The organism is Citrobacter sp. Cpo148 (assembly GCF_030332375.1).
Lineage (GTDB): Bacteria > Pseudomonadota > Gammaproteobacteria > Enterobacterales > Enterobacteriaceae > Citrobacter > Citrobacter portucalensis.
Map to the genome: position 1 here is coordinate 154131 of NZ_JAOWHY010000040.1, position 12889 is coordinate 167019.

The 12889-nt window shown below is 53.0% G+C and carries 13 protein-coding genes; 9 read left to right on the forward strand and 4 right to left on the reverse strand.

Going from position 1 to position 12889, the window contains the following annotated elements; all coding sequences use genetic code 11:
• Positions 1-57: 57 nt before the first annotated feature.
• Positions 58-1200, reverse strand: coding sequence for a crotonobetainyl-CoA dehydrogenase (gene caiA / locus OGY10_RS04995; protein WP_003018898.1), 1143 nt, complete (start codon positions 1198-1200; stop codon positions 58-60).
• A gap of 34 nt (positions 1201-1234) precedes the next feature.
• Positions 1235-2752, reverse strand: a complete 1518-nt coding sequence (caiT, locus tag OGY10_RS05000) for an L-carnitine/gamma-butyrobetaine antiporter (RefSeq protein ID WP_003829695.1) — start codon at positions 2750-2752, stop codon at positions 1235-1237.
• A gap of 479 nt (positions 2753-3231) precedes the next feature.
• Here caiT and OGY10_RS05005 point away from each other — a divergent pair, with 479 nt between their 5' ends.
• The 9 genes from OGY10_RS05005 (at position 3232) to folA (ending at position 11561) form a co-directional block, all read left to right on the forward strand.
• The gene (locus tag OGY10_RS05005) at positions 3232-4002 is read left to right on the forward strand and encodes an electron transfer flavoprotein FixA (RefSeq protein WP_286576391.1); all 771 of its coding nucleotides are present in this window, start codon (positions 3232-3234) and stop codon (positions 4000-4002) included.
• Between the two features lie 15 nt (positions 4003-4017).
• Entirely contained in the window at positions 4018-4959 is a 942-nt protein-coding gene (locus tag OGY10_RS05010; RefSeq protein ID WP_191226426.1) for an electron transfer flavoprotein subunit alpha/FixB family protein, read from the forward strand.
• A 48-nt stretch (positions 4960-5007) separates the two neighbouring features.
• Positions 5008-6294, forward strand: coding sequence for an FAD-dependent oxidoreductase (locus OGY10_RS05015; protein ID WP_003018887.1), 1287 nt, complete (start codon positions 5008-5010; stop codon positions 6292-6294).
• Positions 6291-6578, forward strand: coding sequence for a ferredoxin-like protein FixX (fixX, locus tag OGY10_RS05020; RefSeq protein ID WP_000203736.1), 288 nt, complete (start codon positions 6291-6293; stop codon positions 6576-6578). Before OGY10_RS05015 ends, fixX begins: the two co-directional genes overlap by 4 nt.
• A gap of 147 nt (positions 6579-6725) precedes the next feature.
• On the forward strand, positions 6726-8069 hold the full coding sequence (locus OGY10_RS05025; RefSeq protein WP_020996234.1) for an MFS transporter: 1344 nt from the start codon (positions 6726-6728) through the stop codon (positions 8067-8069).
• Positions 8070-8160: 91 nt separating this feature from the next.
• Positions 8161-8394, forward strand: coding sequence for a YgdI/YgdR family lipoprotein (locus OGY10_RS05030; RefSeq protein ID WP_003018880.1), 234 nt, complete (start codon positions 8161-8163; stop codon positions 8392-8394).
• A 103-nt stretch (positions 8395-8497) separates the two neighbouring features.
• The gene (gene kefF, locus OGY10_RS05035) at positions 8498-9028 is read left to right on the forward strand and encodes a glutathione-regulated potassium-efflux system oxidoreductase KefF (RefSeq protein WP_003829618.1); all 531 of its coding nucleotides are present in this window, start codon (positions 8498-8500) and stop codon (positions 9026-9028) included.
• Positions 9021-10883 (forward strand): glutathione-regulated potassium-efflux system protein KefC, encoded by a 1863-nt coding sequence (kefC, locus tag OGY10_RS05040; protein WP_003829616.1) that lies wholly within the window; start codon positions 9021-9023, stop codon positions 10881-10883. Before kefF ends, kefC begins: the two co-directional genes overlap by 8 nt.
• A 198-nt stretch (positions 10884-11081) precedes the next feature.
• Positions 11082-11561, forward strand: coding sequence for a type 3 dihydrofolate reductase (gene folA / locus OGY10_RS05045; protein ID WP_003018873.1), 480 nt, complete (start codon positions 11082-11084; stop codon positions 11559-11561).
• A 90-nt stretch (positions 11562-11651) separates the two neighbouring features.
• On the opposite strand, the gene apaH is transcribed toward folA, so the two are convergent.
• Together apaH and apaG are read right to left on the reverse strand one after the other, a co-directional pair.
• Positions 11652-12500, reverse strand: coding sequence for a bis(5'-nucleosyl)-tetraphosphatase (symmetrical) ApaH (gene apaH / locus OGY10_RS05050; protein WP_003829612.1), 849 nt, complete (start codon positions 12498-12500; stop codon positions 11652-11654).
• A 10-nt stretch (positions 12501-12510) separates the two neighbouring features.
• Entirely contained in the window at positions 12511-12888 is a 378-nt protein-coding gene (gene apaG, locus OGY10_RS05055; protein ID WP_003018867.1) for a Co2+/Mg2+ efflux facilitator ApaG/CorD, read from the reverse strand.
• Position 12889: the final 1 nt, after the last annotated feature.

Sequence of the window (12889 nt, forward strand, 5' to 3'; positions counted from 1 at the left end):
ATTGATTGCCTGATGGCGACGTTAAGGCGTCTTATCAGGCCTACAGGTTGCGTCGTTCTATCGGTATTGCTTGAGTACCGCACGACCCAACGTCAGGATCTGCATTTCGTCAGAACCACCAGAAACACGGTCAACGCGCAGGTCACGCCAGAAACGCGTGATGCGGTGGTTGCCCGCGATACCAACACCTCCCAGTACCTGCATGGCGGTGTCTACCACCTCGAACGCGGCGTTGGCGCAGAAGTATTTGCACATTGCCGCGTCGCCGGAGGTAATGGTGCCGTTATCCGCTTTCCATGCGGCTTCCAACAGCATGTTTTTCATGGAGTTCAGTTTGATCGCCATGTGCGCGAACTTCTCCTGAATCAGCTGGAAACGGCCGATAGTTTCGCCAAACTGTACGCGCTGATTGGCGTAGCGCGCCGCATCTTCAAAAGCGCACATTGCCGTACCGTAGTTGGTCAGCGCGACGAGGAAGCGTTCATGGTCAAACTCTTCTTTCACGCGGTTGAAGCCATTACCTTCCCGACCGAACATGTCTTTCTCGTCCAGTTCAACGTCGTCAAAGGTGATTTCACAGCAGCTGTCCATGCGCAGACCGAGTTTCTCCAGCTTGTTGACCTTGATACCCGCTTTGCTCATGTCAACGAACCACTCGGTATAAACAGGTTTATCCGGTGATGCACCATCTCTCGCCATCACTACGATGTACGGGGTATAGGCGCTACTGGTGATAAAGCACTTACTGCCATTAAGATAAACCTTACCATTTTTGCGTGTATAAGTGGTTTTCAGACTGCCAACATCCGATCCCGCTCCCGGTTCGGTGATAGCAGAGTTCCACATCTGCTTACCGGTGCCCTGGAACGCCATGATTTTATCAATTTGCTCTTGGGTACCTTCACGCAGAAAAGTGTTAAAACCGCCTGGTAATTGGTACAACACGTAAGTCGGTGCGCCAAGACGTCCGAGTTCCATCCAGACGGCGGCAACGGTGACAAAACCGGCTTCCAGCCCGCCGTGTTCTTCCGGGATCAACAGGCTATCGATGCCCATATCCGCCAGCGCTTTTACAAAACGCTCAGGGTAGACGCTGTCGCGATCGCACTCGGCAAAATAAGCTTCCCAGTTCTCACTGGCCATCAGTTCACGAATACCGGCGACAAACAGTTCCTGCTCGTCATTTAAGTTGAAATCCATCTTTCAGCCTCTTGATCAATTGGGTTAATAAGAATTACTTGTCTTTCCAGTGCACTTTGGCGTCTTTAATAAAGGACAGCGTCACCATGATGTTGACGAAGAACAGCGGACATCCCCCGGCGATAATTGCGGTCTGAATAGGCTTCAGCCCACCCAGCGCCAGCAGAACGATGCCGATGACGCCGACCAGAACGGACCAACCGATACGCACCAACAGCGGCGGTTCTTCACCATCACGAACTTCGCGACAGGTGGACATCGCCAGGGTGTAGGAGCAGGCGTTAATCAGCGTGACGGTGGCAATAAAGCAGAGGATAAAGAATCCCCACATGGTGGCGGTGCTGAGCGGTAAAGCAGCCCAGGTTTCGATAATGGCGCGCGCCACGCCGTGTTGTTCAATCAGTTGCGGGATGTTGAGAATGTTTTTATCCATCAGCAGCAGCGTGTTGCTGCCAAGGACGGTCCACAGGATCCAGGTGGAAGCGGTCAGGCCCAGTACCATCCCGAAACACAGTTCACGTACGGTACGACCCCGAGAAATACGTGCCAGGAAGATACTCATCTGGATAGCGTAAATAACCCACCACGCCCAGTAGAAAACAGTCCAGCCCTGCGGGAAGCCGCCTTTGCCGATGGCATCGGTATAGAACAGCATGCGCGGCAGATGCATCAGCAGCATGCCGACCGAGTCGGTGAAGTAGTTCATGATGAAGCTGGCGCCGCTGACGATAAACACCCAGCCGAGCATCAGGAAGCTCAGATAACTACGTACGTCGCTGGCGATCTTGACCCCTTTTTGCAAGCCGCAGGCCACGCAAATGGCGTTCAATATGATCCAGCAGGTAATGATGATGGCGTCGAGTTGCAGCGTATGTGGAATACCGAACAGCCATTGCATACACTCGGTTACCAGCGGGGTAGCGAGACCGAGGCTGGTGCCCATCGCGAAGATCAGCGCCACCAGATAGAAGTTATCGACGATGGTGCCGAACAAGCCCTTAGCATGCTTCTCGCCAACTAACGGTACCAGCGTGGAACTGGGGCGGATAACGTCCATTTTGCGTACAAAGAAGAAGTAGGCGAACGCGACTGAAAGGAAGCTGTAGGTCGCCCACGGCAGCGGTCCCCAGTGGAACAAGCTGTACGCCAGAGCTATCTCTTTTGCGCCAACGGAGTTGGGGGCGAGAGCAAACGGCGGGGTAGAGATATAGTAGTAGATCTCGATGGAACCCCAGAACAGCACCGCGGCGGATGTACAGGAAGCGAACATCATAAAAATCCAGCTGGCGGTACTAAACTCAGGTTTTTCGTCGCCTAATTTCTTTTTCGAATACGGGCCAAAGACCAACCAGAACCAGCCGAAGAGCATGACGACCATATACCATTCGAATGCCCAACCCCAGACGTTGGTGACATAACTGAATACCGCATTAATAACGACGTTAGCGGCATCAAGATCTCTTACTGTTAACCAACAAAGTATCCCAACAATTATTAATGGCGGAAAAAAAACCTTCGGTTCAATTCCCGACTTTCTCTTTTCATTTTTCATAAGTGAATTCCAGTGTGAAAACGAAATTTATTTAGCGTGCCCGTATGTGATCGTTTGTTTATTTATTATTAATGATTTGTTGATAACCTTTTAACCTCTGGGCGCCTCAGTGAGTAACTCATAATGGGTATTCATTTCCGGCTATTCTGTTATCTGCGTCACACTTTCTTATGCTGGTTATTTTGTCTGAAAATACAAATAATTCTCTTATTAATCATGATGTTGGTGTTGCTTTTTTAACTTTTTTAAGTGACTGACGTTCAATATTGTTGAACCAGCAAACAATATTGAAAATTTTCGTATTTGACATGTTTCTTTCAATATTGGTGAGGTGCATAACACTATTGAAAGTTACGAATATCAATGTGTGACATTTTCAATATTGGTGATTAATGTTTTATTTCCGAATTAAAGAGCGTGATATCTGTATTTAACACCGCCGATATAAATACGTTTCCTTCATGATTTCTGGAGATGCAATGAAGATAATTACTTGCTACAAATGCGTACCTGATGAGCAGGATATTGCGATTAATAATGCTGATGGAACACTCGATTTCAGCAAAGCAGATGGCAAAATCAGCCAATATGATCTGAATGCGATCGAAGCGGCTTGCCAGTTAAAACAGCAGGTGGGAGAGGCTCAGGTTGTGGCCATGAGCGTCGGCGGCAAAGCGCTGACCAATGCAAAAGGGCGCAAAGATGTGCTCTCCCGTGGCCCTGATGAACTGATTGTTGTCATTGACGATCAATTTGAACAGGCGCTGCCGCAACAAACCGCCACTGCGCTGGCTGCCGCCGCACAAAAATCAGGTTTTGATCTGCTTATTTGCGGCGACGGTTCTTCCGATCTTTATGCACAGCAGGTTGGTCTGCTGGTGGGCGAAATGCTGAACGTGTCGGCGATTAACGGCGTGAGTAAAATCCTCTCTCTTACCGACAGCACGCTGACGGTAGAGCGTGAACTGGAAGATGAAGTTGAAACTCTGAGTATCCCGCTTCCGGCGGTGATCGCGGTCTCTACCGACATCAACACCCCTCAAATCCCTTCCATGAAAGCCATTCTTGGTGCAGCGAAAAAACCGGTCCAGGTCTGGTCGTCTGCGGACATTGGGCTGAACGGTGCGCAAGCGTATTCCGAACAACAGGTTGCCGCACCGAAGCAGCGCGAGCGTCAGCGCGTTGTGATTGAAGGTGACGGTGAAGAACAGATTGCCGCGTTTGTCGAGAATCTTCGCAAAATCATTTAATTATCAGGGGATGTTATGAACAAATTTTCCAGTGTCTGGGTATTCAGCGATACCCCTTCTCGTCTGCCGGAACTGATGAATGGTGCGCAGGCTTTAGGTGAAAACGTTAACACGTTTGTGCTCAGCGATGAGGACAGCGCGGCGGCATGCCATTTAGGCGCAGATCATGTCTGGCTGCTCAGCGGCAAACCAGAAGACCGTATGGTTGAAGACTACGCCGATGCGATGGCCGAAACCATTCGTCAGCACAGCGAGGGCGGCGCGGTGCTGCTGCCGAATACGCGTCGGGGCAAGCTGTTAGCGGCAAAGCTGGGCTTTCGCTTGTCGGCTGCAGTCTCAAACGACGCCAGCGCAGTCGCGGTGCAGGACGGAAGAGCGGCGGTCAAACATATGGTCTACGGCGGCCTGGCGATGGGAGCAGAAACAATCGCTTCACCGTTTGCCGTGATCACTCTCAGTAGCGGAACGTTTGACGCGCAGCAACCGGATACCGCCCGCAGCGGCGAGGTGCACACCGTTCAGTGGCAGGCTCCGACTATCGCCGTGACCCGTACGGCAACGCAGGCGCGTCAGAGCAACAGCGTCGATCTCGACAAAGCCCGTCTGGTGGTCAGCGTGGGACGCGGTATTGGTAGCAAAGAAAATATCTCGCTGGCCGAAGCGCTGTGCCAGGCGATTGGCGCTGAGCTGGCCTGTTCACGTCCGGTGGCGGAAAACGAGAAGTGGATGGAGCACGAACGCTACGTCGGCATTTCCAACCTGATGCTCAAGCCAGAACTGTACCTGGCCGTGGGGATCTCCGGGCAGATCCAACATATGGTCGGCGCCAACGGCGCGCAGACGATTTTCGCCATCAACAAAGATAAAAATGCGCCGATCTTCCAGTACGCAGATTTTGGCATCGTTGGCGATGCGCTGAAGATCCTGCCTGCGCTGACGGCTGCTCTGGCGCGTTAAACCATTCGGGCAGGGTGCGAAAGTATCCTGCCACTGACAGGAGTACGTATGTCCGAAGATATCTTTGATGCCATCATCGTGGGTGCAGGTCTGGCCGGTTCGGTTGCGGCGCTGGTGCTGGCTCGGGAAGGTGCACAGGTGCTGGTCATCGAGCGCGGCAATTCTGCTGGCGCGAAGAATGTCACCGGTGGGCGCATGTATGCCCATAGCCTGGAACGCATCATTCCCGGCTTTGCTGAGCAGGCCCCCATTGAACGCATAATCACCCACGAAAAACTCGCCTTTATGACCGACAAAGGGGCGATGACCATCGACTATTGCAATGGTGAAGAGGCTGCATCGTCGCAGGTTTCTTATTCCGTCTTACGCAGCAAATTTGACGCCTGGCTGATGGAGCAGGCCGAGGAGGCGGGAGCCCAGCTTATCACCGGTATTCGGGTGGATAACGTTGTGCAGCGCGAAGGCAAAGTCGTGGGCGTGGAAGCCGACGGCGATATTCTGGAAGCCAAAGTGGTGATCCTTGCTGACGGGGTGAATTCTTTGTTGGCAGAAAAACTGGGCATGGCAAAGCGCGTTGAGGCATCGCATGTTGCCGTTGGCGTAAAAGAGCTGATCGAATTGCCAAAATCGGTGATTGAAGATCGTTTCCAGTTACAGGGGAACGAAGGTGCAGCTTGCCTGTTTGCCGGTTCTCCAACTGATGGGTTGATGGGCGGGGGCTTCCTCTATACTAATGAAACGACCCTTTCTCTGGGGCTGGTCTGCGGTCTTCATCATCTGAAAGATGCTAAAAAATCGGTCCCACAAATGCTGGAAGATTTCAAACAGCATCCGGCGGTTGCCCCACTGATCGCCGGTGGCAAGCTGGTGGAATATGCCGCGCACGTCGTACCGGAGGCCGGTATGAATATGCAGCCTGAACTGGTGGGTGACGGTGTGCTGATTGCCGGTGATGCTGCCGGAATGTGTATGAACCTCGGCTTTACCATCCGCGGTATGGATCTCGCCATATCCGCAGGCGAAGCGGCCGCGAAAACGGTGCTTTCCGCAATGAAGCGCGACGACTTCAGCAAACAGTCGCTGGGCGAATACCGTCAGCATCTCGATGATGGTCCAATGCGCGATATGCGCATGTATCAGAAGCTTCCCGCTTTCCTAGATAACCCACGCATGTTTACCGCCTATCCCGAAATGGCGGTCAGCATCGCGCGCGACCTGTTCACCGTAGATGGCTCTGCTCCGGTGCCAATGCGCAAAAAAATCCTGCGTCATGCGAAGAAAGTGGGCTTCATCAACCTGATGAAAGATGGCCTGAAAGGAGTGACCGTATTATGACATCTCCCGTCAATGTGGACGTCAAACTGGGCGTCAATAAGTTCAATGTGGATGAAGACAGCCCGCACATCATTCTCAAAACCGATCCTGATAAACAGGCGCTGGAAGTACTGATTAAGGCCTGTCCGGCCGGACTGTATAAAAAACAGGACGACGGCAGCGTCCGTTTTGATTACGCCGGATGCCTGGAGTGCGGAACGTGCCGCATTCTCGGACTTGATACAGCGTTGGAAAAATGGGAATACCCGCGCGGGACATTTGGCGTGGAGTTTCGCTACGGCTAATAAGTACGAGGTTGTGCACCCGTAGGTCGGATAAGACGTGGTAGCGTCGCCATCCGGCAATCATGTGGCGCCAATGCCGGATGGCGGCCTAAACACCTTATCCGGCCTACAGATGACGCTTTGCCCGTGTTGAAACAGGAAGTCGCTATGCAGCAGCCCAGGAACTTTGATGACATCAAATTTACCTCTATTCACCGCCGGATAATGCTGTGGGGAAGCGGTGGGCCATTTCTGGATGGTTATGTGCTGGTGATGATTGGCGTGGCGCTGGAACAACTCACGCCAGCGTTGAAACTGGACGCTCAGTGGATTGGTCTGCTGGGGGCCGGCACGCTCGCCGGTCTGTTTGTGGGGACGTCGCTGTTTGGCTACATTTCCGATAAGGTCGGGCGGCGCAAAATGTTTATCATCGATATTATTGCCATTGGCGTGATATCGGCGGCAACCATGTTTGTTTCCTCACCCATTGAGCTGTTGGTAATGCGTGTGCTGATCGGCATTGTGATTGGTGCCGATTATCCGATTGCTACCTCGATGATTACCGAGTTCTCCAATACCCGCCAGCGCGCTTTCTCCATCGGTTTTATCGCCGCGATGTGGTATGTCGGCGCCACCTGTGCCGATCTGGTCGGTTACTGGCTGTATGATGTTGAGGGAGGATGGCGCTGGATGCTGGGCAGCGCGGTGATCCCCTGTATTTTGATCCTGATTGGGCGCTTCGATCTTCCTGAATCGCCGCGCTGGCTGCTGCGTAAAGGTCGGGTGAAAGAGTGTGAAGCGATGATGATCAAGCTGTTCGGCGAACCGGTGGTGTTCGACGAAGAGGCGCCGCAGGAGACGCGCTTCCTACAGCTGTTTAACCGCCGTCATTTCCCGTTTGTCCTGTTTGTCGCCGCTATCTGGACCTGTCAGGTGATCCCGATGTTCGCCATTTATACCTTTGGTCCGCAGATTGTTGGACTGTTGGGGCTTGGTGCCGGGAAAAGCGCGGCGTTGGGCAATGTGGTGATAAGCCTGTGCTTTATGCTGGGGTGCATTCCGCCCATGTTCTGGCTCAATAGCGCGGGCCGTCGGCCATTGTTAATTGGCAGCTTTATTATGATGACGCTGGCGCTGGCCGTGCTGGGGTTAATTCCTGATATGGGAGCGTGGCTGGTGGTGCTGGCGTTTGCCGTGTACGCCTTTTTCTCGGGGGGACCGGGAAATCTTCAGTGGCTGTACCCAAATGAACTGTTCCCTACCGACATTCGCGCGTCTGCCGTCGGGGTGATCATGTCCTTAAGCCGCATCGGCACTATTGTTTCAACCTGGGCGCTGCCGGTGTTCATTACCAAATACGGGATCAGCAATGTCATGCTGATGGGCGCAGGAATTTCGCTGATTGGCCTGCTTGTGTCCATCGCTTTCGCCCCGGAAACGCGAGGTCTGACGCTGGCGCAAACCAGTCAAATGACGATTCGCAGTAAGCCCGTGACCAGGGCGAGTTATTAGGAGTGTTCTGTATTTTCCCTGTAACTCAGTCAGTTAGCCTACAGTTAACTGGGTATATCACTGAAAACAACTGAAAAGCAGGGAGAACACCATGCAAAAACATATCCTGATCACCTCAATTTTTACCGCAGCAGCACTGTTTACCGTGGCCGGTTGTTCCTCAAACCAGGCGGTTAAAACCACCGATGGCAAAACAATCGTCACTGACGGCAAACCGCAAGTCGATGATGATACTGGCCTGGTGTCGTATAAAAATGCGCAAACGGGTAAGACGGAACAGATTAACCGCGATCAGGTTAAAGATATGAGTGAACTGGATAACTAGTTCAGTTTTCTCCATTCAGCCACTCAATAATATTGACTGTTAGCCTGTGGATTAAGTGACTAAACTCACTGTTATTACAATAATGCAGTGAAACAGGCTAATCATGATCCTCATCATTTATGCGCATCCCTATCCGCAGCATTCGCATGCGAATAAGCGGATGCTTGAACAGGCAAGGACGCTGGAGGGCGTGGAGATCCGCTCGCTCTACCAGCTCTACCCCGACTTCAATATCGATATTGCCGCTGAACAGGATGCGCTGGCACGCGCTGATTTGATCATCTGGCAGCATCCGATGCAGTGGTACAGCACACCTCCATTACTCAAACTGTGGATGGATAAAGTCCTTTCGCACGGCTGGGCGTATGGCCATGGCGGTACTGCGCTGCACGGTAAACATCTGCTGTGGGCGGTGACGACCGGCGGCGGTGAAAACCACTTCGATATTGGCTCCCATCCCGGATTTGATGTGCTTTCTCAACCCTTACAGGCGACGGCACTTTATTGTGGCCTCAAATGGCTACCGCCGTTTGCGATGCACTGTACGTTTATCTGTGATGATGAAACCCTGCAAGCGCAGGCTCGTCACTACAAACAGCGTCTGATGGAATGGCAGGAGGCACACCATGGATAGCCATACGCTGATACAGGCGCTGATTTATCTCGGATCGGCGGCACTGATTGTCCCCATCGCCGTACGGCTGGGACTCGGGTCGGTACTGGGGTATCTCATCGCCGGGTGCATTATCGGCCCATGGGGCCTGAGGCTGGTGACGGACGCCGAATCCATCCTGCATTTTGCGGAGATCGGTGTGGTGCTGATGCTGTTTGTCATTGGTCTGGAGCTGGATCCGCAACGTTTGTGGAAACTGCGAGCCTCGGTGTTCGGCGGCGGCGCATTGCAAATGGTGGTCTGCGGAGGCCTGATTGGTGTGTTCTGTATGTTCCTCGGCCTGCGCTGGCAGGTAGCGGAGCTGATCGGCATGACGCTGGCGCTTTCCTCTACGGCTATCGCTATGCAGGCAATGAATGAACGCAACCTGATGGTTTCGCAAATGGGCCGCAGCGCGTTTGCCGTGCTGCTGTTCCAGGATATCGCTGCTATTCCACTGGTGGCGATGATCCCATTACTGGCAGCGAGTGGCGCATCAACAACGCTTGGGGCGTTTGCATTGTCTGCCCTTAAGGTAGCGGGCGCACTGGTGCTGGTGGTGCTGTTAGGTCGTTATGTCACACGTCCTGCCTTGCGTTTTGTCGCCCGTTCGGGCCTACGGGAAGTGTTCAGTGCCGTTGCGCTGTTCCTCGTGTTTGGCTTCGGTCTGCTGTTGGAAGAGGTTGGATTGTCGATGGCGATGGGGGCATTCCTGGCCGGGGTGCTGCTGGCAAGCTCTGAGTATCGCCACGCGTTGGAAAGCGACATTGAGCCATTTAAAGGACTGCTGCTGGGGCTGTTCTTCATCGGTGTAGGGATGTCTATCGACTTTGGTACGCTGATTGATAATCCCTTGCGTATTATCATTCTACTGGTCGGTTTCCTGGTTATCAAAACCGTCATGCTGTGGTTGATAGCGAAACCGTTGCAGGTGCCGAACAAGCAGCGTCGATGGTTTGCCGTATTATTAGGGCAGGGCAGTGAGTTTGCCTTTGTGGTGTTTGGCGCGGCGCAAATGGCAAATGTGCTCGATCCTGACTGGGCGAAATCGCTGACGCTGGCGGTGGCGTTGTCGATGGCGGCTACACCGATTTTGCTGGTGATTTTGACGCGTCTGGAAAAATCGGCGACTGAGGAAGAGCGCGAAGCCGATGAAATCGATGAGGAGCAACCGCGGGTGATCATCGCCGGGTTTGGGCGATTTGGCCAGATAACCGGTCGTTTGCTGTTGTCGAGCGGGGTCAAAATGGTGGTTCTTGATCATGACCCGGATCATATCGAAACGCTGCGTAAATTCGGGATGAAGGTTTTCTATGGCGACGCGACCCGGATGGATCTGCTGGAGTCTGCCGGGGCGGCGAAAGCTGAAGTTATTATTAATGCCATTGACGATCCGCAAACCAGCCTGCAGTTAACCGAAATGGTGAAAGAGCATTTCCCGCATCTGCAAATTATTGCCCGCGCGCGCGACGTGGATCATTACATCCGCCTGCGCCAGGCGGGCGTGGATATGCCGGAACGTGAAACCTTTGAAGGTGCACTGAAGACCGGACGTCTGGCGCTGGAAGGTCTCGGGCTAGGGCGCTATGAGGCACGTGAGCGGGCTGACGTATTCCGCCGATTCAATACCATGATGGTAGAGGAGATGGTGAAAGGGGAAAATGACGCGACTTCCCGCGCGGCCGTTTATAAACGCACCAGCGCAATGCTGAGTGAAATTATTGCGGAAGATCGTCAGCACTTATCGTTAATTCAACGCCATGGCTGGCAAGGCACGGATGAAGGTAAGCATACGGGCGACGTCGCCGATGAGCCGGAAGTGAAACCGTCAGCATAGGGTAAAAAATGTGATGTTCTGCAAACTTTACTGCTAATTGGCTGTTTTTGAACTACTGTAATGCTGGCGTACCACCTTAAATAGGTCGGTTCGCCAGCAGAACGGAAAATTTTCCTGTTCATCCTCTTTCCGCCAGTCGACGAAAGATTGCGCTTTCCGTATAGTGGCGACAATTTTTTTGTATCCGGGAAATATTCAATGATCAGTCTGATTGCGGCGTTAGCGGTAGATCGCGTCATCGGTATGGAGAACGCCATGCCGTGGAACCTCCCTGCCGATCTCGCCTGGTTTAAACGTAATACCTTAAACAAGCCGGTTGTCATGGGACGCCATACCTGGGAATCCATCGGGCGACCGTTACCTGGGCGTAAAAATATCGTCATCAGCAGTAAGCCTGGCACCGACGATCGCGTGCAGTGGGTGAAGTCTGTGGATGAAGCAATTGCGGCCTGCGGCGATGAACCTGAAATTATGGTAATTGGCGGTGGGCGTGTGTATGAGCAGTTCCTGCCAAAAGCGCAGAAACTGTATCTGACGCACATTGATGCGGAAGTGGAAGGGGATACGCATTTCCCGGACTACGAACCGGATGACTGGGAATCGGTGTTCAGTGAATTCCACGATGCCGACGCGCAAAACTCTCACAGCTACTGCTTCGAGATTCTGGAACGTCGTTAATACTGTAAGTGCCGGATGGCGGCGAAACGCCTTATCATCCAGCTAATGTAGGCCGGATAAGGTGCGAGCACCGCATCCGGCAAACGACTATCAGGCGTTGACCGCTTCGCCAGGATCCAGATTCAGATGGCGATTTGACGGCTGCACGAAGTACTGTTTGTCTTCCCAGCGCAGACAGGTGAGATCGCCTCCCCAGCAACACCCCGTATCCAGCGCGTAAATGCCTTCTGGCGTGCCTTTACCCTCCAGCGATGCCCAGTGCCCGAATGCAATGCTGTACGCTTCACTGACAGGTCCAGGAATGGCAAACCACGGCTTCAGCGGGGCAGGTGCGTCTTCTGGTGACTCTTTGCTGTACATATCCAACTGACCGTTAGGGAAGCAGTAACGCATGCGGGTAAAGGCGTTGGTAATAAAACGCAGGCGCGCCAGCCCGGTCAGTTCCGGGGTCCAGTTATTGGGCATGTCGCCGTACATCGCATCAAGGAAGAAGGGATACGAGTCGCTCGACAGCACGGCTTCAACATCGCGAGCACAGTCTTTTGCTGTCTGCAGGTCCCACTGTGGGGTGATACCGGCATGCGCCATCACCAGCTTCTTCTCTTCGTCTACCTGCAACAGCGGTTGACGGCGGAGCCAGTTAAGTAATTCGTCGGCATCCGGTGCTTCGAGCAGCGATGTGACCCTGTCTTTAGGTTTATTACGACTGATACCAGCAAATACGGCCAGCAGGTGTAAATCGTGATTACCCAATACTAACCGCACGCTGTCGCCCAGTGATTTCACGTAGCGCAAAACGTCCAGCGAGCCCGGTCCACGAGCGACCAGATCGCCGGTGAGCCATAGGGTGTCTTTTTCGGAATTAAAGTCTACCTGATGCAGCAAGGCTACCAGTTCATCGTAACAACCGTGAACGTCGCCAATAAGGTATGTCGCCATAGTTATTGTTTTAATGAATGAGTGTTGGAACGGCGAGTCGGAATACGGGAATATCGATGGTAAAGGCGATGCCTTGTTCATCGATCATTTCGTAATGACCCTGCATGGTGCCCAGCGGTGTTTCAATCACCGCACCGCTGGTGTACTGGTACTCTTCGCCGGGTTCGATGTGGGGCTGGACGCCAACCACGCCTTCACCCTGAACTTCGGTTTCGCGGCCATGACCATTAGTGATCAACCAATAACGCCCCAACAGCTGCACAGGCGCTCGCCCCAAATTGCGGATAGTTACGGTGTAAGCAAAAACGTAACGTTCATCATCAGGTGAGGATTGCGCCTCAATGTAGACGCTTTGTACCTGAATGCACACTCGGGGCGAATTGATCATG